General features: G+C 73.0%; 20 protein-coding genes and 3 pseudogenes. 9 read left to right on the top strand and 14 right to left on the bottom strand.

From position 1 onward, the window contains the following. Positions 1–185 precede the first annotated feature (185 nt). Positions 186–1,547, top strand: a pseudogene (locus tag ACFWXC_RS07000) (MFS transporter). Between the two features lie 62 nt (positions 1,548–1,609). Here ACFWXC_RS07000 and ACFWXC_RS06995 read toward each other — a convergent pair. After that, positions 1,610–1,915 (bottom strand): hypothetical protein, encoded by a 306-nt coding sequence (locus ACFWXC_RS06995; protein ID WP_384474284.1) that lies wholly within the window; start codon positions 1,913–1,915, stop codon positions 1,610–1,612. Between the two features lie 401 nt (positions 1,916–2,316). Here ACFWXC_RS06995 and ACFWXC_RS06990 point away from each other — a divergent pair, with 401 nt between their 5' ends. Beyond that, the gene (locus ACFWXC_RS06990; RefSeq protein WP_384474281.1) at positions 2,317–3,318 is read left to right on the top strand and encodes an acyl-CoA desaturase; all 1,002 of its coding nucleotides are present in this window, start codon (positions 2,317–2,319) and stop codon (positions 3,316–3,318) included. A gap of 103 nt (positions 3,319–3,421) precedes the next feature. Here the strand turns inward: ACFWXC_RS06990 and ACFWXC_RS06985 are convergent, their stop codons facing one another. The 4 genes from ACFWXC_RS06985 to wecB are packed head-to-tail and all read right to left on the bottom strand — an operon-like array spanning position 3,422 to position 9,165. Further along, complete coding sequence (locus ACFWXC_RS06985) at positions 3,422–5,608, bottom strand: glycosyltransferase (protein ID WP_384474279.1); 2,187 nt, start codon at positions 5,606–5,608, stop codon at positions 3,422–3,424. Beyond that, the gene (locus tag ACFWXC_RS06980; RefSeq protein WP_384474276.1) at positions 5,605–7,413 is read right to left on the bottom strand and encodes a hypothetical protein; all 1,809 of its coding nucleotides are present in this window, start codon (positions 7,411–7,413) and stop codon (positions 5,605–5,607) included. Before ACFWXC_RS06980 ends, ACFWXC_RS06985 begins: the two co-directional genes overlap by 4 nt. After that, positions 7,413–8,084: a class I SAM-dependent methyltransferase gene (locus ACFWXC_RS06975; RefSeq protein ID WP_384474273.1), complete on the bottom strand. Its 672-nt coding sequence runs from the start codon at positions 8,082–8,084 to the stop codon at positions 7,413–7,415. The genes ACFWXC_RS06980 and ACFWXC_RS06975 overlap by 1 nt, the downstream gene beginning before the upstream one ends. After that, a complete protein-coding gene (gene wecB, locus ACFWXC_RS06970) occupies positions 8,077–9,165 on the bottom strand; it encodes a non-hydrolyzing UDP-N-acetylglucosamine 2-epimerase (protein WP_384474270.1) in 1,089 nt (362 codons plus the stop codon). The genes ACFWXC_RS06975 and wecB overlap by 8 nt, the downstream gene beginning before the upstream one ends. Positions 9,166–9,257: 92 nt before the next feature. Here wecB and ACFWXC_RS06965 point away from each other — a divergent pair, with 92 nt between their 5' ends. The 3 genes from ACFWXC_RS06965 to ACFWXC_RS06955 all read left to right on the top strand — a co-directional run bounded on the left by ACFWXC_RS06965 (position 9,258) and on the right by ACFWXC_RS06955 (position 13,371). After that, the gene (locus ACFWXC_RS06965) at positions 9,258–10,679 is read left to right on the top strand and encodes a glycosyltransferase (protein WP_384474267.1); all 1,422 of its coding nucleotides are present in this window, start codon (positions 9,258–9,260) and stop codon (positions 10,677–10,679) included. 79 nt (positions 10,680–10,758) lie between these two features. Then, the gene (locus ACFWXC_RS06960) at positions 10,759–12,081 is read left to right on the top strand and encodes a nucleotide sugar dehydrogenase (RefSeq protein ID WP_384474264.1); all 1,323 of its coding nucleotides are present in this window, start codon (positions 10,759–10,761) and stop codon (positions 12,079–12,081) included. 75 nt (positions 12,082–12,156) lie between these two features. Continuing rightward, positions 12,157–13,371, top strand: a complete 1,215-nt coding sequence (locus tag ACFWXC_RS06955; RefSeq protein ID WP_384474261.1) for a glycosyltransferase — start codon at positions 12,157–12,159, stop codon at positions 13,369–13,371. On the opposite strand, the pseudogene ACFWXC_RS06950 reads toward ACFWXC_RS06955, so the two are convergent. The 3 genes and pseudogenes from ACFWXC_RS06950 to ACFWXC_RS06940 form a co-directional block, all read right to left on the bottom strand. Continuing rightward, positions 13,370–13,588, bottom strand: a pseudogene (locus ACFWXC_RS06950) (VOC family protein); the annotation flags it as partial. The gene ACFWXC_RS06955 and the pseudogene ACFWXC_RS06950 sit on opposite strands and share 2 nt — an antisense overlap. A gap of 66 nt (positions 13,589–13,654) precedes the next feature. Continuing rightward, complete coding sequence (locus tag ACFWXC_RS06945; RefSeq protein ID WP_384474258.1) at positions 13,655–14,065, bottom strand: VOC family protein; 411 nt, start codon at positions 14,063–14,065, stop codon at positions 13,655–13,657. Between the two features lie 118 nt (positions 14,066–14,183). Continuing rightward, a complete protein-coding gene (locus ACFWXC_RS06940) occupies positions 14,184–14,609 on the bottom strand; it encodes a PPOX class F420-dependent oxidoreductase (RefSeq protein WP_384474256.1) in 426 nt (141 codons plus the stop codon). Positions 14,610–14,695: 86 nt separating this feature from the next. Here ACFWXC_RS06940 and ACFWXC_RS06935 point away from each other — a divergent pair, with 86 nt between their 5' ends. The 3 genes from ACFWXC_RS06935 to ACFWXC_RS06925 are packed head-to-tail and all read left to right on the top strand — an operon-like array spanning position 14,696 to position 17,886. Next, positions 14,696–15,277, top strand: coding sequence for a TetR/AcrR family transcriptional regulator (locus ACFWXC_RS06935; RefSeq protein WP_384474253.1), 582 nt, complete (start codon positions 14,696–14,698; stop codon positions 15,275–15,277). Then, positions 15,274–16,614 carry an MFS transporter gene (locus ACFWXC_RS06930; protein ID WP_384474249.1) on the top strand — a complete coding sequence of 447 codons (1,341 nt, stop codon included), beginning with the start codon at positions 15,274–15,276 and terminating at the stop codon, positions 16,612–16,614. The genes ACFWXC_RS06935 and ACFWXC_RS06930 overlap by 4 nt, the downstream gene beginning before the upstream one ends. A gap of 48 nt (positions 16,615–16,662) precedes the next feature. Next, on the top strand, positions 16,663–17,886 hold the full coding sequence (locus ACFWXC_RS06925; RefSeq protein WP_384474246.1) for a serine hydrolase domain-containing protein: 1,224 nt from the start codon (positions 16,663–16,665) through the stop codon (positions 17,884–17,886). A gap of 60 nt (positions 17,887–17,946) precedes the next feature. Here ACFWXC_RS06925 and ACFWXC_RS06920 read toward each other — a convergent pair whose 3' ends face one another. Further along, positions 17,947–19,092 (bottom strand): NAD(P)/FAD-dependent oxidoreductase, encoded by a 1,146-nt coding sequence (locus tag ACFWXC_RS06920; protein ID WP_384474243.1) that lies wholly within the window; start codon positions 19,090–19,092, stop codon positions 17,947–17,949. 55 nt (positions 19,093–19,147) lie between these two features. After that, the gene (ribA, locus tag ACFWXC_RS06915) at positions 19,148–19,807 is read right to left on the bottom strand and encodes a GTP cyclohydrolase II (protein WP_351730600.1); all 660 of its coding nucleotides are present in this window, start codon (positions 19,805–19,807) and stop codon (positions 19,148–19,150) included. A gap of 38 nt (positions 19,808–19,845) precedes the next feature. Here ribA and ACFWXC_RS06910 point away from each other — a divergent pair, with 38 nt between their 5' ends. Next, positions 19,846–20,604, top strand: coding sequence for a creatininase family protein (locus tag ACFWXC_RS06910; RefSeq protein WP_351730597.1), 759 nt, complete (start codon positions 19,846–19,848; stop codon positions 20,602–20,604). Positions 20,605–20,702: 98 nt separating this feature from the next. Here the strand turns inward: ACFWXC_RS06910 and ACFWXC_RS06905 are convergent. The 4 genes and pseudogenes from ACFWXC_RS06905 to ACFWXC_RS06890 all read right to left on the bottom strand — a co-directional run. Then, a pseudogene (locus ACFWXC_RS06905) lies at positions 20,703–21,533 on the bottom strand (YbhN family protein); the annotation flags it as partial. A 47-nt stretch (positions 21,534–21,580) separates the two neighbouring features. Beyond that, positions 21,581–22,528: an SAM-dependent methyltransferase gene (locus tag ACFWXC_RS06900; protein WP_384474239.1), complete on the bottom strand. Its 948-nt coding sequence runs from the start codon at positions 22,526–22,528 to the stop codon at positions 21,581–21,583. Positions 22,529–22,620: 92 nt separating this feature from the next. Next, positions 22,621–23,832 carry a glycosyltransferase family 4 protein gene (locus tag ACFWXC_RS06895; RefSeq protein ID WP_384474236.1) on the bottom strand — a complete coding sequence of 404 codons (1,212 nt, stop codon included), beginning with the start codon at positions 23,830–23,832 and terminating at the stop codon, positions 22,621–22,623. Continuing rightward, the gene (locus ACFWXC_RS06890) at positions 23,829–24,227 is read right to left on the bottom strand and encodes a 6-carboxytetrahydropterin synthase (RefSeq protein ID WP_361302165.1); all 399 of its coding nucleotides are present in this window, start codon (positions 24,225–24,227) and stop codon (positions 23,829–23,831) included. Before ACFWXC_RS06890 ends, ACFWXC_RS06895 begins: the two co-directional genes overlap by 4 nt. Positions 24,228–24,333 lie beyond the last annotated feature (106 nt).

Genomic DNA, 24,333 nt, shown 5'->3' with positions numbered 1-24,333 from the left:
GGGAATCCGCACGACCTCTTGACAGCGGGGAAACGCGAGCGCAACATCCCTACCCATCGCGACTAACTACCCAGTGGGTTAATTAACATCGCCCGCTGGGTCCGCCGACCCGTCATCCCTGGGAACCGGCCTCCTCCCCCGCCGCTCACTCCGCCGACGCCGGAGTCCTCCGAAGGAGCACCGCCGTGTCCGTCCCCGCCATGCCCGCCGACACCGCCGTACCACCCGGCGGCCAGCCGAAGAAGGCCGCTCTGGCCGCCTGGATCGGCAGCGCCCTGGAGTACTACGACTTCTTCATCTACGGCAGCGCGGCCGCGCTGATCTTCCCCAAGGTCTTCTTCGACGCGTCGGACCCGGCCACCGCCACCCTGCTGTCCCTGGCCACCTTCGGTGTCGCGTACGCGGCCCGTCCGGTCGGCGCACTGTTCCTCGGCCACTTCGGGGACCGGATCGGCCGTAAGAAGATCATGCTCTTCACACTGCTGCTTATGGGCCTGTCGACGTTCCTGATCGGCTGTCTGCCGACCCGCGCCGAGGTGGGCGGCCTGGCCCCGGTGCTGCTGGTGCTGTGCCGGGTGCTCCAGGGAGTTTCGGCCGCCGGCGAGCAGGCCAGCGCCAGTTCCATGAGTCTGGAGCACGCGCCGCCGAACCGGCGTGGCTTCTTCACCAGTTTCACGCTGAGCGGCACCCAGGGCGGCCAGCTGATCGCCACCCTCGTCTTCATCCCGGTCTCCCGGCTGCCCGAGGACCAGTTGCTGTCCTGGGGCTGGCGGGTGCCGTTCTGGCTGAGTGCGGCGGTCGCCGTGGCCGGCTGGTTCATCCGCCGCACGGTCCAGGAGACGCCCGCCTTCGCGCGGCAGGCGGCGACCGAGGGTGTCGTACGGCTGCCGCTGGTGACGCTGGCGCGGCACCACTGGGCGGATGTGCTGCGGGTGGTCGGGGGCGCGCTGATCGCCTCGGTGAGCACGATCTTCACGGTGTGGGCGCTGGCGTACGCGACGAGCGACTCGGTCGGGATGTCCAGGACCTCGATGCTGTGGGTGAGCGCGCTGGCGAACCTGGTGGCACTGGGCGCGATCCCGGCGTGGGCGGCGCTGTCGGACCGGATCGGCCGGCGGCCGGTGTTCCTGGTCGGTGCGGTGGGCAGCGCGGTGGCGATGTCCGGCTACCTGCGGGCGATCTCCACCGGTTCGTACCCGCTGGTCCTGGTCCTCGGCGTGGTCGCCTTCGGTGTCGTCTACAGCGCGGCCAACGGTGTCTGGCCGTCCTTCTACGGCGAGATGTTCTCGACCCGGGTACGGCTGTCCGGCGTGGCGATCGGCACCCAGACCGGGTTCGCGGTGGCCGGGTTCGCGGTGACCTTCGCGGCGCAGATCGCGGGTCCGGGCGGGGACGACTAGTCGGCGGTGGCGCTGTTCACCGCGGCCCTGTGCGTGCCGCCGGTCATCGCCGCCCTCTCGGCACGCGAGACCCACCGGCTGGCCACCGAGGACCTCGGCGCACGCACCCCCCGGGAGGCGTCCCGCCCGGAGACGGTGACGGCCTGAGCCCTGCCGCCGAGGAGAGGGCCCACGTCCGCCCGGACCGGAGTCCGGGCGGACCGCGGCCGTCATCCTGCGGCGGTCTCCCGGATCAGCGGCTCGAACTCCCGCCGTACGTAGACGTCGAACGGCTCCGACAGCGCCCCGTCGATCACCCGCCGCACCTGGTGCCCCGCCGCGAACTCCTTGATCTCCGCGCGGGATTCGGGCCCCACGCCCCCGCCGATGATCAGCACCCCGAACTGCCCGGTCTCCAACAGTTTTCGGGCCTCGTCGTCGGTGCTCACGCCCTCCGCGTCGAAGCCGTCTTCACGCAGCGTGGCCAACACAGCCGTCACCCTGGCGGGCGTCCTCCCGAGCACCAGTGTCCTCATGGCCGTTCCTCTCCACGACGTCGGCATCAACGCATTCGACTGTAGAACCTCAAGTGCACTTGAGATCAAGCGTTTCCGGGGAGCGAGGGCGAGGCCCCTCTCACTCACCAGGCTCGGGTCAACCGCGGCCGGAGGGAGGGCAGTTGTCGAGTGACGGGCACGCCGAGGGTGGTTCGCGGAGCCGGTCGCCGGCCCGGCGAGGACCGACGGTTCCGGCGGGTCGTGGAGGAGATTTGGTCCCGCGCCGTTCATACCCTGGACATGAGCGGTGACCTGCGGGGATGCCGTCCGGTGCGATGGTGTGACGTAGGCCGCCGAGCACTCTCGACAGCGCACGCGCGCGCCTTCTCCCGGTCGGTCCGGCACCGTGTCCGACGACCTCGAGCAACGGCGAGGAAGCGATGAACCCGAGCAAAGCCGACCTTCCCGAACAGACCGTCGCCGAAGGCGACGCCGAGACCGCGGCCGGAGTCAAGCCGCTGCTCGACGCCCCGCAGACGGCCGCGGCGGGCGTCGCGATGTGGATCTTCGTCGTCGGCCCGCTGATCTGCCTGCTCGTCGCCGTGCCGTTGGTGTGGGGACGGGGCCTGTCCGCGCTGGACGTCACCATGGCCGTGGTCGCCTACCTGGTGTCCGGCTTCGGCCTCACGGTCGGCTATCACCGCCTCTTCACGCACCGCTCGTTCAAGGCGAAGCGGGGCCTGCGCATCGCCCTGGCCGTCGCGGGTTCGCTGGGGGTCGAGGGCTCGCCGGTGCAGTGGGTGGCGAACCACCGCCGCCACCACGCCTTCGCCGACCGCGAGGGCGACCCTCACTCCCCCTGGCGCTTCGGTACCGACACGCGCGCGCTGCTCAAGGGGCTGCTGCACGCGCACATCGGATGGATGCTCAAGCGTGAACTGAGCAACCGGGCCAGGTTCGCGCCCGACATCGCCGCCGATCCCGACCTGCGGCTCGTCGGCCGGCTCTTCGGGCCGCTGACCGTCGTCTCGCTGCTGGCCCCCGCGCTGGTCGGCGGGCTCGTCACCGGCACCTGGACGGGTGCGCTGACCGGGTTCTTCTGGGCCGGTCTGATGCGGATGGCGCTGCTGCACCATGTCACCTGGTCGGTGAACTCGGTCTGCCATGTCGCGGGCAGGCGTCCTTTCGCCAGCAGGGACAAGGCCACCAACTTCTGGCCGCTGGCCGTGCTGTCCTTCGGCGAGAGCTGGCACAACTCGCACCACGCCGACCCCACGGGCGCGCGGCACGGTGTGCTGCCGGGCCAGATCGACCCGTCGGCGCGCATGATCTGGGTGTTCGAGAGGCTGGGCTGGGCCCACGACGTCCGCTGGCCGAGCGCGGACCGTCTCAGCGCCCGCCTGCTGCCCGAACCGGCCGCCCAGCAGGAGTCCGCGGCCTGACCCCCGCAGCGAAGACCCCGTCCACGGCGGAACCGCCGGGGGCGGGGTCTTCGGGCACGCCCCGGAGGATGCGGACGGGCACGAGGGTCAAGCCACGCGTGTCTCAGCCGGACACCAGCAGCTCCGTCCAGTCCTTCGCCACCCGTTCCAGCGAGAAGCCCTCCCGTACCTGGCCGCGGGCCGTTTCCCCGGCCGCGCGCCAGTCATCCTGGTCGGCCAGTGCGGCGATCGACCCGGCCATCGCCTCCGGGGCGTCGTGGATCCAGCGCCGGTCGTAGATCTCGTCCGCGCCCGGCCACGGCAGCAGCGCGGGTACGGCGCCGGAGGCCATGCCCTCGGCCGGTGCGAGGTGGAAGCTCTCGTCGTCGCTGGTGGACAGGACATGGCCGATGCGGCGCAGCCAGTTCGGCACGTCCGGGCCGAACTGGTCGAAGACGACGGCCCCTTCGAGCAGCGGCGAGGTCTGCATCCGGCGCAGGATCGCCTCGTAGTGGGCGCGCTCCTCGGGCTTGTTCCAGATCCACCAGTACTCCCACGGCGGCTTGGACTTGACCGAGAGGTGCCAGCGCCGGTCGTGGGCGCGCAGCGCCTCCAGGACGTCGAGGCCCAGGTCGAGGCGTTTGCGGCTGGGCGCGATGCCGATCATGCCGAGCCGGTGCCGGGCGCCGGGGGCCTTGGGCCGGTCGAGCTGGTCGACGTCGACCCAGTTGCCGATCGTGGTGATCTTCGAGGCGGGCCAGCCGGTGCGCTCCCGGGTGCTGCGGGCGTAGTACGGGCTGACGCACACCACGCGGTCGACGGCGTCGATGTCGACCTGCTGCGGGTAGCCGGCGTCGAGTTCGAAGCGGTGCAGGCGGACGATCAGCCTGCTGCCGCGCCGCTTGTGACGGCTGTACCAGACCGCCGCCGGGCCGCACCACTCGACGACCACCACATCGGCCCAGTCGGCGAGTTCACGGCTCGCGGCCGGGTCGTGCCGGGCGAGCGCGGGCCAGGCGTCGACGCGTACGTCGAGGCCGGGCAGGGCGCGGAAGTGGTCGAGCAGCCGGGTGAGGAACTTCAGGTCGTGGCCCGCCACCCCGATCCGCAGCGGGCGCCCACGGGTGGCGACGGCGGCGGGTGCGGAGGGGAAGGCGCCGTCGAGGTGGGCGCGCCAGCGGGCGGCCGCGGCCTCCATGGTGTACTGCCGGGCCGCCGCCGCACACCGGTCGGCCGCGAGATGCCTGGCCTCGGTGTCGCGTACGGCGACGGTGACGGCGTCCACCGCGTCCGCGAGGGCCGCGTCGCCGGGCACGAACAGCGGGTAGTCGGTGCCGAGCAGCGCCTCGTGCGCGGGGGTCCGGTTGAGGACGACGGGCAGGCCGAGGGAGCCGAACTCCAGCACCTTGGTGGAGAGTTCGAGGCTGGCGTCCAGGGAGGAGTCACGCCAGCCGAGGCCGAGGTCGCAGTCGGCGGCGATACGCATGGCCTCCTCGCGGGGCACACCGCCGTGGTGGACGACCTCGGGGGTGGTGCGCAGCGCCTCGGCCATGGCGATGTCGAAGCCGGGGTGGGCGGCATCCTTGTGGATCTTGTCGCCGACGGCGTGGAGTTCGGTCCGGATGCCGCGTTCGGCGAGCCGCGCGGGCAGCCGGGTCATGGGCAGGGTGTTCCAGCGGGGCGCGAACTTGCCGGTGTAGACGAGGCGTACGGGATCGTGCAGTCCGTCGCGCTGCGGGAGCGGGACGCCGGGTTCGGGCACCGCGGGCGGGCAGAGCACGGCCCGGCCGCAGGCCTCCGGCACCCACGCCTCCAGGAAGCAGCGCAACTCCTCGGTCTGGCACAGGAGTTGCCGGGAGGCGTTGGCGATACGGACGAGGTCGACGCGGTCCTGTTCGGTCATCTCGGCCGGGGACTGCGGGATGTCGGTGAGGTAGGCCCAGATGCGCCCGTGGAAGTGCCCGTCGCCGACGATCTGCTTCACGAGCCGGCGGCCGCGCAGCACCAGCAGGTCGCAGGGCTCCTCCTCGTCGAGGCGGGCGAGCAGCTGCGAGGCCTGGTAGGGGGACAGGGGGTGCGCGCCCTGGCCGGGGACGAGGTGCTCCTCGTACGGGCGGACCACGGTGACCCCGGGCAGTCCGGCCAGCGGGTCGGTCAGCCGGCCGGTCTCCACGGGGGCCTTGAGGACGAGCCGGGTCCGGCAGCCCGCGCGGGACAGCGCCTGCACCGTCGACTGGGCCCAGACGGCGGAGCCGTCGATGAGGTTGAGGTCCACGTCGCCGTAGACGAGCGCCCTGAGGGTGCGGGTCATGACGGTTCCTTTCCACGCACGGCGAACAGGCGGTGCCCGGCACGCGACCAGGTGTCCGGTGGGGTGCCGGTGTCCAGGAGCGACCGGCGGACGAGCAGCGGCGTCAGGGCCGGCACGAAGGCGTAGTCGTCGGCGGCGGGGGTGTGGCCCACCGCGTCGGCGCCCGAGAACTCCTGGGCGCAGAGCAGGTCGAGCAGCAGGGTGTCGGGGCGGTCCTCGGTCAGGTCCGTCCAGTCGGCGACCCAGGGCGCGGTGGGCGGTCCGGAGTGGACGGTGACGGAGGCGGCGGTGAGTTCGCCGAGGTCGAGCCCCACGGGGTCGGCGACGACCACCTCGGCCGGCCGGTGCAGCTGGCAGAGCGTCTGAGCGACGAGCCGGGCGACGTCGGTGGCGTTCCGGGGCGCGGCCAGGACGGCGACCCGGCGCTCGGCCGTCGGGGCGGGGGCGCCGGCCAGTTCGGCGAGCCGGGCCAGCCGTACCCGGGTGCTGTCCTGCTGGAAGACGTCCCGGAGCCGGTCCCGGCCGTCGGTGACCGGGTCGAGGCGGGAGAGCGCCGTCCCGGTGTCGCCGTCGAGGACGGCGTCCCAGGGCAGCTGGGACAGGCCCGGCGCCGAGGACGCCGGGCCGTCCCGCCACAGCACCGCGGCCCGGCCCAGTCCCCGTGCCTGGCTGATCAGTTCGGCGAGGCGCCGGTCCAGGTCGGGGGCGTGTCCGGTGCCGGTGAGCGTCCAGGGGCCGGTCTCGCCGGTGCACGCGCCGAGCTGGACGAGGAAGACGTCCGGGTCGGTGCGCTCGACCAGCAGTCGCCCGTCGTGCGGCAGCACCCGGCTGACCACGGCGTCGGCCGCGAAGTCGGCGGCGGTGCGGTCGGTCAGCACGCCGGTGATCACCAGCCGGTCGCGGGGGGCCACGGACAGGGCGCGGTGGGAGAGGTAGAAGCGGTCGTCGGCCGCCGCCTCCGGTGCCGGGGCGGCGCTCGCGGCCCGCGCCGGCCGCCCCTTGGCCTTCCGGTGCCGCCACAGCCCGTACAGCTCCCCCGGCAGCCGGGCGGCGCCCCGCTTGGGCGACCGGGCGGCCGACACCAGCGCCTTGCCGACCCGTAGCGAGGTGGAGCCCTCCAGCATGGCCACGCGGGCCTCCAGCACGCCGGTCCGCTCCCGGGCCCCGCGCAGGGCGGAGGAGAGCTGGTCCTTGTCCCGCAGGGCGGCGGCCAGCCGTTCGGCGAGGCCGTCCTCGCGGGCGGTCTCCAGGGCGCGGGCGGTCTCCTCGGCCGCCCGCTCCAGGTCGATCAGGCGGGCCCGCTGGGAGCGGGAGACGAAGTCGGCGAGCACGTACTCGTCGGCGATCCGCAGGGCCGTGGCGAAACCGTCGGCCGGCAGCGGGTGGCCGAACCAGTCGTGCGGTGGCAGGAGTTCCTCGGTGCAGGCGAAGACCGCGCCGGCGTGCAGATGCGTGTAGCCGAGCGCGGCGGCGTGCAGCACCTGGCAGCGGTGGGCCACCAGGGCGTCGAGGAGGCGGTGGTAGGGCAGGTCGGTCCCGGGGTGGCCGAAGACGATCAGGCCGCGGCCGCCGGGCCGCATCCGTTCCAGTGCGGCGAGGCAGTCCGCCTCGTCGCCGTGCAGGGCGGGGTCGGGGCCGTAGCAGAGGAGCATCAGCTCCCCTTCGCCGACCGGCTGTTCGTGCCGGGTCGGTTCGACGCCCGGCGGGAGGTGCAGATAGGGGTCGAGACGCAGGCCGCCGCGCGTCGCGTCCACGACCGAGGTCACGTCGTCCAGGTGCGGGTGGAGCAGATCGGTCAGGCGCATCAGCGGGTCCTCGTGAAGACATGGAAGCCGACCCGGTTCTCGCGGAAACCGTAGGGCCGGAAGAGGGAGTGGCTCAGGCCCAGGGGCTCGAGTTCCTTGCGGTAGGCGGCGATCGGCCGGTGCACGATGTAGTCGCCGCGCGGGACGGGCTCCTCGGTGTGCTCGTCGGTGACGATCAGCCGGCCGGTGATCCGCACCAGCGAGGCGAGGTTGCGCAGGCCGGCCGCCCACTCCGCGTCGTCCATGACATGGAAGAGGACGTCCACGCACATCACCACGTCGTAGAGCCAGGGGCTGCGCCACTCGTCGAGGGCGGCGAAGGCGTAGCGGGGTCCGCCGCCCTCGGCCCGGGCCTGGCTGACGGCCTCCTCGCTGGCGTCGAAGGCGTCCACGTGGTGGCCGCAGCGGGCCAGGGCGCGGGCGAAGTGCCCCTTGCCGCAGCCGGCGTCGAGCACGAACAGCGGGGACGCCGGGCTGGACAGGTCGCCGATCAGGGTGAGCAGCTGGCCGAGCCGTACCGCGTAGAAGATCTCGTTGCCGGGCCGGTCCAGGCCGATGTGGCCGCCGGAGGCGAGGTCGTCGCGTTCGCGGTGCCGGGTGTCCCAGTAGGTGCGGGCGGTGTGCCCGAGGGTGCGGGGACTCTCGGGGCGGGTGCGGGTGGCGTCAGTCATGGCGCTCCAGCCACTCGGTGAGGACGCGGGCGATGCGGGGGCCGGCCTTGCCGTCCCACAGCGGCGGACCTTCGGGGTCGGCCGCCGGCGGTCCGTCCAGGACCTTGCGCAGGGCGGGCACCAGTTCGCTGTGGCTCACCAGGCGGTTGGTGCCGTGGGTGACGGTGACCGGGCGTTCGGTCGTGGTGCGCAGCGTCAGACAGGGGACGCCCAGCACGGTGGTCTCCTCCTGGACCCCGCCGGAGTCGGTGATCACGGCGGCGGCGCCCCGCACCAGGCCCATGAACTCGACGTAGCCGAGCGGTTCGAGCAGATGGATGCCGGGCGCGTCGGCGAGGCCCGCCTTGCGCAGTGCCTCCCGGCCGCGCGGGTGCAGGGGTACGGCGAGGTCGAGGTGGCCGGCCGCCTCGGTCAGGGCGCGGGCGGCGGCCGCGGCGGCATCGGGGTCGTCGACGTTGGCCGGCCGGTGCAGGGTGACCACGCCATAGCGTTCGGGCAGTGCGTGGGCGGTGCGGGCGGCGGCCGGGTCGAAATGGTCCAGATGGGTGAGCAGGGTGTCGATCATCGGGTTGCCGACGAGGTGCACCCGGCCCGGGTCGACGCCCTCGCGGGCGAGGTGGCCGACGGCTTCCGGGCTGGTCGCGAAGAGCAGCTCGGCCAGCTGGTCGACCAGGCGCCGGTTGACCTCCTCCGGCATCGCCATGTCGAAGCTGCGCAGGCCCGCCTCGACATGGGCGACCGGGATGCCCAGCTTGGCGGCGGCCAGGGCCGCGGCGAGGGTGGAGTTCACGTCGCCGTACACGACGACCAGGGCCGGGGCACGGGCCAGCAGCTCACCCTCCAGCGCCACCAGCAGGTCGGCGGTCTGCCGGGCCTGACTGCCGGAGCCGACGCCCAGATCGGTGTCCGGAGCGGGCAGACCCAGCTCGCGGAAGAAGATGTGCGACATCCGTTCGTCGTAGTGCTGACCCGTGTGCACCAGAACCTGGTCGTGCCCGGTCGCACGCAGGGCGGCGACGACGGGCGCGGCCTTCACGAAGTTCGGCCTGGTCCCTACGACATGGAGTACGCGGCCGTTCATGTCGTACGTTCTCCGCTCTGTCGGCCTACCTTGACGACATGGCCCGACCTCTGTCCCGGCACACGCCGCGTCGAATCCCCCGTGCCCTCAGCTTGGCCGCATCCGTCGCATGGGGCGAGTTGCGGAGCGACCCCGCGCGGGCCGTGCTGCTCGGCGTAAGGCTGCTGCCGGGGCGGGTGCGGCGCGGGCTCGGTCCGGTCGAACGGCGGCTCGCCGCCCGGGCCCGTACGGCCGGGCCGACCGCGACGCCGTCCGCCGCCCGGGTACCGGCACCCGCCGGGCGGCCGGTACGGCCCGAGCCCGGCCGGGTGCTCCATCTGGTCACCAACGGGCTGCCGTTCAAGCACGCCGGATACACCGTGCGCACCCAGGCCCTCGCCGAGGCCCAGCGGGCCGCCGGGCTCGATCCGCACGTGGTGACCCGCATCGGGTTCCCGGTGGCGCAGGGCGTCCTGGACGCCCGCCCGCTGCAGATCGTGAACGGGGTGCCGCAGCACCGGCTGCTGCCGCTGAACCTGCCGTACGGGCAGGGCCCGGTGCTGGCCCGCAATGCCGAGCTGGCCGGGCGCCTGGTGGAGCGGCTGCGGCCCGCCGTGCTGCACGCGGCCACCGACCACGGCAACGGGCGGGTGGCGCTGGCCCTGCGGGAGACCTACGGGCTGCCGGTGGTGTACGAGGTGCGCGGGTTCCTGGAGGAGACCTGGCTGACCCAGGCGGCCGGCCGTACTCCGGACGACGGGACCTACCGGGCGCGGCGCGCCCTGGAGACGTACTGCATGCGCCAGGCCGACCTGGTGCTGACGCTGGGCGCGGCGATGAAGGCCGAGATCGTGTCCCGCGGGGTGCCCGAGGAGCGGGTCCTGACCGTGCCCAACGCGGTGGACGACGCCTTCCTCGCCCCGCCGCCGGACGGGGCGGAACTGCGTGCCCGTCTCGGCATCGCGGCGGACGACTACGTGGTGGGCACCGTCAGCAGCCTTACTCCACACGAGGGAATCGGCACATTGCTCCATGCGGGTGCCGAGCTGCGCCGCCGAGGGGTTCCGCTGCGGCTGCTGATCGTCGGTGACGGACCCGAGCGCGGGGCGCTCGAGGCGCTGGCCGGCCGGCTGGGACTCGGCGCCGGCGTCGCGCTGTTCACCGGCCGCGTCCCGCACGGCCAAGTGCGCTCCTACCACGCGGTTCTGGATGTTTTCGCGGTGCCGCGCACCGATGAGCGGGTCTGCCGTCTGGTCACCCCGCTCAAGCCGGTCGAAGCGATGGCGAGCGGACTTCCCGTGGCGGCCAGTGATCTCACAGCCCTGCGGGAAGTGGTCGAATCGGGAGTCACCGGCCAGCTGATCTCGCCTGAATCTCCGCATGCTTGGGCAGAAGCTCTCGAAGTATTGCTCTACAGTCGAAAACGGCGGCATGAATGGGGAACAGCCGCCCGCGCTCTGGTAGCGCGAGACCGCACCTGGAAAAGGGTCGCTGCCACGACCCGAGACGCGTATCGCGCTCTTGGATGTGTCTGAGGCCCCCTCGCCCGGAAGCGCACCGTCCGGGCCCTTCGGATCCATACGGCGTCTGCCGTTGAGGGCGGAGTGAATCCCTATGCAGGTCGAAAAGGCCGTACCGCTCGGGGAATTGAGCGAATCGCTCGGGGATGCAGAACGGACCGACGGCTTCGAACTGGCCGTCATCGGGCTCGGCTACGTCGGGCTTCCGCTCGCGCGGGAGGCGTCGCTGGTCGGGCTGAGAGTGGCGGGGCTCGACCTCGACCCACGGGTCGTGGAGGGCCTCAACGCCGGACACTCCCATGTGGACGACGTCTCCGACGACGACGTCGCCCGCATGCGGCAGGCCGGCTTCACCGCGTACACGGACGACGCCTGTCTGGCCCGGGCGCAGACGATCGTGATCTGTGTGCCGACCCCGCTCAGCGAGGACGGCGGTCCCGATCTCGGCGCGGTGACCTCCGCCGCGCGGGCGGTGGCGGGCAGGCTGGGCCGCGGACGGCTCGTCGTCCTCGAATCGACGACCTATCCGGGCACCACCGAAGAGGTACTGAAACCGATCCTGGAGGAGTCGGGGCTGCGGGCCGGCGACGACTTCGCGCTGGCGTTCTCACCGGAGCGCATCGACCCCGGCAACACCACCCACGGGCTGCGCGAGACACCGAAGGTGGTGGGCGGCCACACCCCGGCGTGCGCGGCCCGGGCGGCCGCCTTCTACGGCAAGCTCGTCGACACCGTCGTACAGGCCAAGGGCACCCGGGAAGCCGAGATGGCCAAGCTCCTGGAGAACACCTACCGGCACGTCAACATCGCCCTGGTCAACGAACTGGCCATCCTGTGCCAGGAGTTGCGTGTCGACGTATGGGACGCGATCCGCTGCGCCGGCACCAAGCCGTTCGGCTTCCAGCCCTTCCGGCCGAGCGCCGGGGTGGGCGGCCACTGCATCCCGATCGACCCCAACTACCTCTCCTACAAGGTGCGTTCGATCGGCTACGAGTTCCGGTTCGTGGAACTCGCACGGGAGATCAACGCGCACATGCCGGAGTACGTCGTCCGGCGCGCGCAGGATCTGCTCAACCACGAAGGCCGCGCACTGCACGGCTCCCGGGTGCTGCTCCTCGGCGTCACCTACAAGCCGGACGTCGCCGACCAGCGCGAGGCACCGGCCGTTCCGGTGGCGCGGCTGCTGCGGGACCGGGAGGCGGAGATCGCCTTCCACGACCCGTTCGTGCCCGCCTGGTTCGTGGACGGTCAGGCCGTGCCGCGCGTCACCGACGTCATGGCCGCCGTACGCTCGCACGATCTGACGATCCTGCTCCAGGACCACTCCGCGTACGACCTCCCGGCCCTCGGCGACGAGGCCCGGCTGCTCTTCGACACCCGTGGGCGGATCTTCCGGCCCGGTGTCGAGGTGCTGTAGGCGGCCTCTGTGGCAACTCCCCTTCCGCCGTCCGGAGTCCGAGGGCTCCGGGCGGCGGAGTCGAAAGGCGCTCAGATGCGGATACTCGTCGTCACCGTCGTCCACCACCCCGAGGACGCGCGCATACTGCACCGGCAGATCACCGCGCTGCGGGACCGGGGGCACCACGTCGTGTACGCGGCGCCGTTCTCGGCCCGCGAGGTGCGCCCCCGCGCCGACCTCGAAGGCATCGACCTGCCCCGGGCGGCGGGCCGCAGCCGCCGGGCGGCGGTGGGCGCGGCCCGCGCGCTGCTCGCCGACCGCGGCCACGAGGCGGACGTGATCCTCCTCCACGACCCGGAACTGCTCCTCGCCCTGCCCGGCACCCTGCGCCGCTGGCGGCGGTCCGAGGCGGCACCGGTGGTCGTCTGGGACGTCCACGAGGACACCGCCGCCGCGCTCGCCGTGAAACGCTGGGTGCCCCGGGTGCTGCGGCCGCCGCTGCGGCTCGCCGTGCGGGCGGCCGAGCGGCTGGCGGAACGCCATCTGCGGCTGCTGCTCGCCGAGGACGCCTACCAGGAACGGTTCCGCCGCACCCACCCGGTGGTGCCCAACTTCACGACGGCGCCGGTGCAGGCACCCGAACCTCCCGGCAGCGAACGCGTCGTCTACGTCGGTCACCTGTCCCGCGCCCGCGGCGCGCTGGACCTGATCGAGACCGCCCGGCACCTGGGGCCGGGACTGCGCGTCGAGGTGGCCGGCGCGGCCGACCCGGACGTCCGGGAGGCGCTCGCGGCGGCCGACCGGGACGGCGTGCTGCGCTGGCACGGCTTTGTGCCCAACGACCGCGCCCTCGCGCTGCTCCCGGGCGCCCTGGCCGGTCTCTCCCTCCTGCACGACCAGCCCAACTACCGCCATTCACGGCCCACCAAGGTCGTCGAGTACATGGCGCACGGCGTCCCCGTCATCACCACGCCCACCCCGCTGGCGGCCGACATGGTCGAGCGGCACGGCTGCGGTCTCGTCGTCCCCTACGAGGATCCGCGCGCGGCGGCGGAGGCGATACGGCGGCTGAGCGCCGACGCGATACTGCGCCACACCGCGGCCCAGCGGGGCCGCGAGGCGGCCGTCACGCACTTCAACTGGCCGGACAGGGCGGCCGAGTTCACGTACCTGCTGGAGAGCTGGGTACGGGAGGAGGCCGGTGCTGGGCGCGCGGGTGGCGCGGCTCGTACAAAGCGACCTCGCCTCCGCCCGGCAACCGGAAGCCCGTCACCCGGCCCCAGGCCGCGTCCTGGACGGGTCGGCTGAACTCCACGCCCTTCGCGGTGAGTTCGGCGGCGGTGGCATCGAGGTCGTCGCACATCAGCATCAGTTCGTGCGACGGTTCGCCGTCGGCCGGGTGGCAGGCCACCTCGGCCGGCGGCAGACCGAAGATCAGCCAGCCGTGTCCGGCGTCGACGTGCGGCCAGTCCAGGACGTCCCTGAGGAAGGCGCGGTCCGCCTCGGCGTCGCGCGTATAGATCACCACATGTGCCCCATTGATCACGCGCGGAGGCTAGCGGCGGACGGGGCGAGCGGCAAGCACCCCCGGTCACGCGTTGGACCAGCCCCGTTCGCAGAGCACGAGCCGGTATCCGTCCGGGTCCTCGATGGTGACGCCCCACCGGTTCCAGTAGGGGTTCGGTGACGGCACCCGCTTGCCGCCGTGCTCCTCCAGCCGGGCGACCAGGTCGTCCGGCACCGGGCCGTCGACGTAGACCACCAGCAGGTCCTCCTCGGTGGGTCGCGGCTCGACGGGCCGGGCGGGCTCGTGGACCAGTTCCAGGTGCCAGCCGGCGTCCGGCCAGCCCAGCATCAGCAGGTCGTGCTCACCGGGCTCCGGTCCGCCCTCGGCCCGCCACACCACACCGAGTCCCAGCCCCCGCACCCAGAAACGCTCGGCCGCGCCGAGATCCCGGGAGGGCCGGGCGACGCGGATGTGACTGCGACCGTTGACGGGCATGGTGACCTCTTCCTGAGCTGCCGTTCCCTGCTCAGCAGCCTAGGTATCCGGCCCGCGCGGAACCATCGGCCGATCGCCCTCGTTCACAGGTCCTAGGCCCGGCCCTCGGTTGCCGCCGTCAGGCGCGCGGAATGCCGTAGGCCCGCTCCACGCGCAGCCGCAGCACCAGCCGGCGGTCGCGGACCATCGCGGCGCGGTAGTCGTCCCAGTCGGGGTGCTCGCCGCGGACGTCACGGTAGAGGCGGACGAGTTCCTCGACGGTCCCGTCGTAGGGGTCCTGGGCGACCGGCGAGAGCTCGGCGGTGCCCTCGGCGACCGTGTACGCCCACCGGTCGGGGCTGGTGACGTGGTACGAGGCACGCGGGTCACGGCGCAGGTTGCGGGTCTTGGCACGGTCGTCCGTGATCGAGACACGGACGGTCCGTTCGTCCGGGTAGTACGCGTGATTGACATTGGACAGCTGGGGGCGGCCATCGCTCTTGAGGGTGACCAGCACCCCGTTGTGGCCTTCGGCGAGCAGCTTCAGAAGAGCGTCCTGGGTCATGCCTGGAACAACCCCGCAGAGCCCGCCGGGCATTCCCCCGGCCGATTCGGTAGACAGTGTCTACTCCCCACTGGTAGACACCGTCTATGAACGAGTCCGACGTGAGCCTGCGGGACCGGCTGGTCGACGTGGGCGTGGCCCTGGTGGCCGCCGAGGGTGCCGGGGCGCTGACCCTGCGGGAGATCGCCCGCCGGGCCGGGGTCTCGCACGGGGCACCGCGCCGCTACTTCCCCACCCATCTCGAACTGCTCTCCGCCATCGCGCGCCGGGGCTTCACCGAGCTGGCCGTACGCGTCGGGGAGGCGCTGGGCGACGGAAGGGCAGCGCCGGGCGCACAAGTCGCCGCGCTGGCCCGGGTGTACCTGGAGTTCGCGCGGGACAACCAGGGCATGTACGAGCTGATGTTCCGTCATGATCTGCTGGAGAGCGGCCACTTGCGGCTGCGGGAGACCAGCCTGCCGCTGTTCGGCCTGCTGGCGGACCTGGTCGGCCGGGCGCGTCCCGGGGCGGACGCACGGCTCGTCGCGGGCGCCCTGTGGGCGAACCTGCACGGCATCGCCCAGCTGTGGGCCTGGGGCAGCCTCCCACTCGCCACCGGCGCCGACGACTTCGCGCCGCTGCTGCGTGCGGCGCTGGACGCCCACCTCGGGCCGGAGGCCGGCCGGTGAACCGGCGGCTGACGCTGGCGAGCAGTGTCGTGGGTGCCATGGTCGTCGCTCTGGACGGCACCGTCCTCACCGTCGCCCAGCCCACCCTGCAACGGGAGTTGCGCGCCTCCTTCGCCGAGGTGCAGTGGACCAGCACCGCCTACCTCATCGCGGTGGCGAGCCTGCTGGTGTGCGCCGGGCGGCTCGGCGACCGGTACGGGCAGCGGCGGATGTTCGGGCTCGGCATGCTCGGCTTCGCCGCCGCCTCCGCGGGCATCGGTCTCGCGCCCGGGGTCGGCTGGGTGATCGGACTGCGGGCGGTGCAGGGGGTGTTCGGGGCCCTGCTGCAACCGGCCACGCTCGGCATGCTGCGGGCCGTGTACCCGCCGGACCGGCTCGCCGGGCCGCTCGCGGTGCGTACCGCGGCCATCGGGCTGTCGGCCGCGGCCGGGCCGTTGATCGGCGGCGCACTGGTGACGGGGCTGGGCTGGCGGGCGGTGTTCTTCCTCCATGTGCTGCCGGCGGCCGTCCTCGGCGTGCTCGCGCTGGCCCGGCGGGAGCAGGAGTCCGCGGTCCCGACGCCACTGGACGTGCCGGGCGCGGTGCTGCTGGCGGTGACCGCGGCCGGGCTGGTGCACGGACTGGTCACCGGTACACCGCTGAGCCTCGTGGTGGCCGCGGTCACGGGGGTGGCGTTCGTCCGGCACGAGCGGCGGTCGGCGAGTCCGCTGCTGCCGCCCGGGCTGATCGGCGCCCCCGCGGTCGGGGCGGCCCTCGGCATCCTGGTCGCCGCTTCGGCGGCCCTGTCCGGCACGCTCTTCGTCGCCGTGTACGCCTTGCAGCGCACGCTCGGCCTCGACCCGTTCGCCAGCGCCCTGCGCAGTCTGCCGCTGCCGGTACTGATGGTGGGGTCCGCCGCCGTGTGCCCGGTCCTCCTGCGCCGCCTCGGTCCGCGCCGTACTACCGCGACGGCGATGGCGCTCCTCGCGCTCGGCGTCCTGCTGCTGATCCGGCCCTCGGCGGCGCCCGCGCTGTACGGCGGGTTCGGGCTGCTGGGTGCCGGGTTCGGCACCGTGATGGTGGCGGCGACCCAGGTCGTCGTACGGCAGGCGGACGCAGGGTCGGCCGGCGTGGCGGGCGGGGTGCAGCAGACCGCGCTCAACCTCGGGCCGGTGTTCGGGGTGGCCGTGGCGGGCACGTTGGTGGGGTCCGGGGTCGTAAAGCCGCTGCTCGTACTGGCGTTCCTGGCCGCGCTCGGCGTGGCGGCCGCGTCTCCCTTACCCGGCGCCTCTTCTATAGCGTCCGTCACACCACACGCGGATGAGCGGGACCGTTCCCCTGTTCCTGCGCGACGATGAGGTCCGAGGTCGGACCGCACAGCGGGACGACACGACCCGAGGAGAGCGATGGCACAGCTGCGACAGGAAGTCGACCCCAGTGAGGTCGGGCTGGACGTGAAGGCGTTGGACCGCCTCGACCAGCACTTCGCCCACTACGTCGACGAAGGGCGCCTGCCCGGCTACCTGGTTTCCGTGGCGCGCGGCGGCCGGATCGCCCACCTCACCACGCAGGGCCACCGTGACCGCGCGGCCGGACTGCCGGTCGAGCCGGACACCATCTGGCGGGTGTACTCGATGACCAAGCCGGTCACGGCGGTGGCGATACTGCTGCTGGTGGAGGACGGCCTGCTGTCACTGGACGACCCGGTGGGCCGCTTTCTGCCCGAGTTCGCCGATCCCCGGGTGTACGTGAGCGGTTCGGGCGACACCATGGTGACCCGGCCGGCCGGCGGGCCGATCCTGATCCGGCATCTGCTCACCCACACCGCCGGACTGACCTTCGCGTTCTACCACTCGCACCCGGTGGACGCCCGCTACCGCGAGGCCGGCCTGGACTTCTCGGTGCCGGCGGGCGCGAACCTCGCCGAGACGATGGAGGTGTACGCGCGGATGCCCCTCCAGTTCGAGCCGGGCACCCAGTGGAACTACTCCGTCGGCTTCAACGTGCTCAGCCGCGTCATCGAGGTGGTCTCCGGGCAGCGGCTCGACGAGTTCTTCGCGGACCGGATCTTCCGCCCGCTCGGCATGCCGGACGCGGGCCTGCACATCGTGCCCGAACAGGCCGACCGGCTCTCGGAGTTGTACGGCGAGACGGAGGACGGCGGCCTCGCGGCGATCCCCGGGCTGCCGTTGCGCGGTCGCCCCCGCCTGCTGTCGGGCAGCGGAGGCCTCGCGGCGACGGCGTACGACTACCACCGTTTCATGGAGATGCTGCGCCGGGGCGGCGAGCTGGACGGCGTCCGGCTGCTCTCCCCCGCCTCGGTCGGCCTGCTCTCCGGCAACCACCTGCCCGGCGGCACCGACCTGCGGGCCTTCGGCGCCCCTCCCCACCAGGAGCCCGGCAACGACGGCCTCGGCTTCGGCCTGGGCGTCTCGGTGGTGATCGATCCCGCCCGCACCCTCTCGCCGAGCAGCCCCGGCAGCTACGGCTGGACCGGTGCGGCCACCACCGCCTTCTGGGTCGACCCCACCCACGACCTGACCGTGCAGTTCCACACCCAGGTGCGCCCCAAGACCCTGAAGATCCTCCCGGAGCTGCGCCGGCTGGTCCACGAGACGATCCAGGACTGATCCGGGACTGATCCAGGACTGATCCAGGACGGGGACGATCCCGGATCAAGGGGCGTCCGGTCAGACCAGGTTGGTCTCCGGGCGGGAAGCGTCGGCCGCGAACCGGCCGGCGCCGAGCGGGCGGACGTCGAGGAAGGGGGCGCGGCCCAGGTACAGGTCGCGGATCACCTCGCCGACGGCCGGGCCCTGGAGGAAGCCGTGGCCGGAGAACCCGGTGGCGTACAGGAACCGGGAGACCGAAGTCGCCTCGCCGATCAGGGCGTTGTGGTCCGGGGTGTTCTCGTAAAGGCCGGCCCAGCCGCCGGTGCGGCGCAGGTCGAGCAGGGCGGGCGCGCGCCGTTCCATCGCCGCGCACAGGCGCGGGATCCAGCGGTCGTGCGGGTCGGTGGCGAAGCCGGGCCGCTCGTCCGGGTCGGACATGCCGAGCAGCAGACCCGGGCCCTCGGCGTGGAAGTACAGGCTGGTGCTGAAGTCGATGGTCATGGGCAGCGTCGGCGGCAGCCCCGGGACCGGTTCGGTGACCGCGATCTGGCGGCGCAGCGGCTGCACCGGCAGGTCGACGCCGGCCATCGCGCCGACCGCCCTCGACCAGGCCCCGGCCGCGCAGATCACCGTGTCGGTGGCGATCCGGCCGAGGGTGGTGTGCACGGCGGTGACGAAGGCGCCGTCCCGTTCGATGCCGGTGACCTCGGTGTGGCGCAGTACCCGGGCGCCGTGGGCGCGGGCGGCGGCCGCGTAGCCGTGCACGACGGACTCGGGGGTGCAGTGGCCGTCGTCCGGGGAGTACGCGGCGGCCAGCAGTCCGTCGGTGGCGATCAGCGGGGAGAGCCGGGCCGCCTCTTTCGGGGTGAGCATCCGGCTGGGCACGCCGAGATGGTTCTGGAGCCGGACGCCGGCCTCGAAGGAGGCGACCTCCTCGGGGGTGGACAGGAGGAAGAGGTAGCCGACGCGGCGCAGCCCGATGTCGTACCCGATCTCCTGCCCGAAGCGGGCGAAGGCGGCCAGGCTGCGCGCGCCCAGCTGGATGTTGAGCTCGTCGGAGAACTGGGCGCGCACGCCGCCGGCGGCCTTCGAGGTGGATCCGGCGGCGAGTTCGTCCCGTTCGACGAGGACGACGTCACGGACGCCCGCGTTCGCCAGGTGGTAGGCGATGCTGGTGCCCATCACCCCGCCGCCGATGATCACGACCTGGGCCCGAAGATTCACGCGTGCGCCTCCTGTCGGTCTCCCCTGTTCCTTCCCCGGGAGGGCACCCGGTACCTCAGGACCAGTGCGCCACCGCGTCCAGGTGGGGCAGCACGTGGTCGAGGCGCTCGCGCTTGGTCCGCAGGTACGTGATGTTGTTCTCGCACGGCTCGATCAGCAGCGGGACCGTCTCGGCGACCTCTATGCCGTGGCGTACCAGGGACTCCCGTTTGCGCGGGTTGTTGGACATCAGGCGGACCGAGCTCACCCCGAGGTCGCGCAGGATGCCGGCGGCGACGCCGTAGTCGCGGGCGTCGACGGGCAGCCCGAGCGCGAGGTTGGCCTCGACGGTGTCGAGGCCCTCCGCCTGGAGGGCCATCGCGCGCAGCTTGGCGAGCAGCCCGATGCCACGGCCCTCGTGTCCCCGCAGGTAGACGACGATGCCGCTGCCCTCGGCCACGACCGCGCGCAGGGCGGCGGCCAGCTGGTCGCCGCACTCGCAGTGCTGGGAGCCGAACGCGTCACCGGTCAGGCACTCCGAATGCAGCCGGGTCAGCACTCGGTCGCTGTCGATGTCCCCGTAGACCAGGGCCACTTGCTCGTCACCGCGCTCGTGGTCCAGGTAGCCGATCGCCTGGAATTTCCCGTAAACGGTGGGCAGCGGTGCATTGACGACGCGTTCCACGCCCGAACGCCGTGGGGACTTCTTGCCGAGTACGCCGATGTTCTCTGTCATGATCTGATTCCTAAGAGGAGACGAAAGGCCGTGAAAAGATGAATGGTTCGGGCGCGCGTACGGCGGCATACGGCTTGTTGCCGGCGGACACCACGGAAGAGGTACGGACCAGGGGGGCGGGCGTTTCAACTCAGGTCGCCGTCCTTCCCGTGGGGAGCTTCGAACAGCACGGCCCCTTCCTTCCGCTGGCGACGGACACGCTCGTCGCCTGTGCCGTCGCCCGGGAGATCGCCGCCGCGTTCCCGGTGCACCTCCTTCCGCCGGTGACGGTCTCCTGCTCGCACGAACACGCGGCCTGGCCGGGGACCGTCAGCATCTCCTCGGTGACCCTGCACGCGGTGGTCCGGGACATCGCAGAATCGTTGCACCGCTCGGGCGTCGAGGCACTGGTCGTGGTCAACGGCCACGGCGGCAACTACGTGCTGGGCAATGTCGTCCAGGAGGCGTCCGCACGGGGCGAGCGGATGGCGCTGTACCCGGCCGCGGAGGACTGGGAGACAGCGCTCGGACGGGCCGGGGTCGAGACCTCGGCACTCACCGACATGCACGCGGGAGAAATCGAGACCTCGATTCTGCTGCACGCTCATCCCGAATTGGTCCGCCCTGGTCACGAGTCCGCCGATTTCACCGCTGACGACCGCCGTCATCTCCTCACCCTGGGAATGTCCGCCTATACCGAGTCGGGCGTCATCGGCCGTCCCTCCCTGGGGTCGGCGGAAAAGGGGAAGGAACTCCTGGCGAGCCTGGCCGACTCCTTCGGCGCGGTTTTCGAACTGCTCACCGCGGGGCGGGCGTAGCGCATCCCCGCGTACCAGCGGACGACCAGGACCACCAGCCCCGGCAGGGCCGCCACGAAGCTGAGCACGCCGTAGACGACGGCCGTGGCGAGCCCGCTGTCCGCGCCGAGGCCCGCCGCGGCGAACGCCCAGGCGGTGACACCCTCCCGGGGGCCCCAGCCGCCGACGTTCAGCGGCAGGCCCATGGCGACCAGGGCGAGGACCGCGATCGGCGTCAGCGCCGCCACGGAGGCGGCGGAGCCGGCGACCCGGGCGGCCACCACGAACATCCCGACGTGTCCGGCGAGGACGACCGCCGAGGACAGCGCGACGCCCGGCCCGTTCCGCCGCGACAGCAGCGCCTGGCGGGCCTCGGCGAGCGTCGCGCGCAGGGCGCCGCCGCGCTTGCCCGGGGCCCTGTTCATGCGGATCGCGATCACGACCGCGCAGGCGCCCGCGAGGCCGGCCGCCACCAGCGGGGCGAAGTTGCGCGCCTCGGCGCGGACCGGCGAGGGCAGGATCAGCAGCGCGCCCGCGCCGAACACCGTCAACGCGATCTGTCCCGCGGTCCGTTCCAGGACGACCGCGCGCACCCCGCGCCCGACGTCGCCCTCGCTCTGCCCGTGCCTGACCGCCCGGTGCACATCGCCGAGCACCCCGCCGGGCAGGGCCGCGTTGAGGAACAGCGCACGGTAGTAGTCGCCGACGGCGGGCCCGAGCGGCAGCCGCAGGCCGAGGCTGCGGGCCACCAACTGCCAGCGCCAGGCGCTCAGCACGGTCGTGACCGCGCCGATCACCAGACCGATGACCAGCGTCGGGGTGTCGATGCGGCGCAGTCCGTCGAGGAAGACACCGGTGCCGAGCCGCCACAGCAGTACGGCGATGATGGCGACACCGGCGACGGTGCCCAGGTGAGTGCGTACGGCGCGGAAGCTGAGGCGCCGGGGCACGGTCACCGGGGTGACCGGGGCGGTCTCACGGACCAGGGTGGGCGTGGTCACGAGGTGCCTCCGGTCGGCCGGGCGAGCGCCAGCAGATCGCTGTGGTGCAGGACGACCCGCAGTTCGCCGGCCGCGCAGGCGGCGAGCCGCTCGGCCAAGTAGGCCTGGGCGCGCTCGGCCAGTTCGGGGCGCTCCTCGACGGCCGCGCCGACCCAGCCGCGCAGCCACTGCTCGGTGAGTGCCTGCTCGTCGGGCCCGAGCCGCCAGGGGCTGGGGTGCACCTTGACGGTGGCGCCCCGGTCGGCGAACGCCTCGCAGGCGGCGGTGACCGCGTCCGGGCCGAGCATCCCGCCGCGCCGCTGGTGGGCGTTGAAGGCCTCGGTGAGCTCCGCGTCCAGCGGATGGGGCGTGCCGAACTCGACCCGTCCGGCGACCGACAGGGTGAGCAGGGCGGGGCAGCCGGCCCCGGCGCAGGCCTCCGCGAGGGTGTCGACCTCCTCCCTGGTGAGGACGTCCAGCAGTGCGGACGCGGTCACCAGCGAGGCGCCGATCAGCGCGTCGGGGGTGAGGCGGGCGACGTCACCGCGGCGGGTCTCCACCGTGACCCGGCTGCCGTCGGCGGCCACGCGGGGCGAGGCGACGGCGGCGAAGTGCAGGAGGTAGGGGTCGCGGTCGTGCAGGATCCAGTGCTGGGCGCCGTCCAGGCGCGGGGCCAGCCAGCGGCCCATGGAGCCGGTGCCGCAGCCCAGGTCGTGCACGACGAACCCGCCGGCCTTGCCGGGCAGGTTGGCCAGCCGGATCCGCAGCGGATCCAGCAGATCGTGCGCCCGGGCGGCCGCGTCCGCGCTCTCCCGCAGCTCCAGCCACTCGGGGGCGTACCGGGGCGGCTCCTCCGGCGCGCTCTCGCGCAGGCGTACGGTGGCCCGCTCGCCCAGGCGTACGACGGGACCGGCCCCGGCTATCACCTCGGACTGTCCGGGCTCACCGGAGGCTGCGGCATCCATGTGCTCTCGTCCCACCCCTGCATCCGTAACATCCACGGGTCCGGGCTGCGCGGGGATCGCGCCGACCGGGGTAGTGGTCGTCGTCTCGCTGGTCATGCCGCCCTCCGGGGTTCGTCGGGGAGCCTCAGCAGGACTCCGGCCAGGCTGCGGGCGGTGGTCGCCCAGCCGTCGAGCGCCGCCCGCCGGCCGCGCGCGGCGGCCTTCAGACGACGGCGTACGTCCGCCTCGCCGAACCAGCCGCGCAGTTCGGCGGCGAGGGCGGCGGGGTCCTCCGGCGGCACCAGGATGCCGGGCACCCCGCCGTCGGGGGCGCGGCCGACCGCCTCGGGCAGCCCGCCGACGTCGGTGGCGAGCACCGGGATGCCCCGGGCGAGGGCCTCGGTGACCGCCATGCCGTAGGTCTCGGCGTACGAGGTGAGGACCATCAGGTCGGCGGCGGCGTAACTGGCGTCGAGGTCGGCGCCGGAGCGGGGACCGGCGAGGTGCAGCCGGTCCGTCAGGCCGTGCCGGGCGATCAGCGATCGCAGGTGGGCGACGTACTCGGGGTCCTGGCCGAGGCCGCCGACGCAGGTGCAGGTCCACGGCAGGTCGCGGACCGCCGCGAGCGCCTCGACCAGCCGGTGCTGGCCCTTGCGCGGGGTGACGGCGGCGACGCACACCAGGTGCGAGACCCCGTCGGTGCCGCCGGCCAGCGGGGCGATGTCGGCACCCGGGGTGGCGACGTGCACCCGTTCGGGTGCCAGGCCGTGGTGCGAGACCAGCCGTCGTACCGCCCAGTCGCTGGTCGCCACCACGGCCGGCACGGCGCGCAGCACCGCGCGCTCCCGGGCGTCCAGGTCGGCGGCCACGGCCGGGTCCAGCCCGGTCTCGTCGCCGAGCGGCAGGTGCACCAGGACGGCGAGCCGCAGCCGTTCGGCCTCCGGTACGACGATCTCGGGGACCCCGCAGGCCACCAGGCCGTCGAGGAGGACGACCGCCCCGTCGGGCATGTCCCGCAGGGTGCGGGCGAGGGTGTCCCGGGCGGCCGCGTCGGGGCGGGGCCAGGAGCCGGCCACCGGGTGCCTGGTGACCTGCCAGCCGAAGCCGGGCAGGTCCAGGCAGACCCGCCGGTCGTAGGCGTTGCCGCCGCTCGGGGTGGCCAGGTCGTCGACACCGCCGGGCATGACGAAGTGCACGATACGCAGGGACATGGGGAGGATCCCGATGTTCGCGGGGGCGTTCTCGCCGGCCGGGTCGGTGGTCGCAGCGCGCTGCGCGGGCACGTAGGTGAGGGCCGGTGCCCGGCCTATGGTCACGTCGGTCACAGGGCACGCTCGTAACTCGCCCAGGCGACATGCGACTCGTGCAGGGTGACGGTCAGGCCCGCGAGGCCCCGGGCGCCCTCGCCCAGGGCGCCCTTCTCGATCCGCTCGGCGAGCCGGTCGGCGATGACCTTGGCCAGGAACTCCGTGGAGGTGTTGATCCCGGCGAAGTCCGGCTCGCTGTCCAGGTTTCGGTAGTTCAGCTCGCTGACCACGGCGCCGAGTTCCTGGGTGGCAAGACCGATGTCGACGACGATGTTGTCGTCGTCCAGCTGCTCACGGCGGAAGGTGGCGTCCACGAGGAACGTGGCGCCGTGCAGGCGCTGCGCGGGCCCGAACACCTCGCCGCGGAAGCTGTGGGCGATCATGATGTGATCGCGGACGGTGATGCTGAACAACGGACGACCCTCCAGGTGCGGCGCGTCTGGTCCCTCGGCTGATCCCTGCCGGGGGATGCCCTTAATACGGCTCTTGGCTTCCCCGTGTTCAGTCCACTCTCACTCT

This window comes from Streptomyces sp. NPDC058683, from assembly GCF_042716195.1.
GTDB lineage: Bacteria > Actinomycetota > Actinomycetes > Streptomycetales > Streptomycetaceae > Streptomyces.
This window is presented reverse-complemented; position numbering and strand designations above follow the sequence as displayed.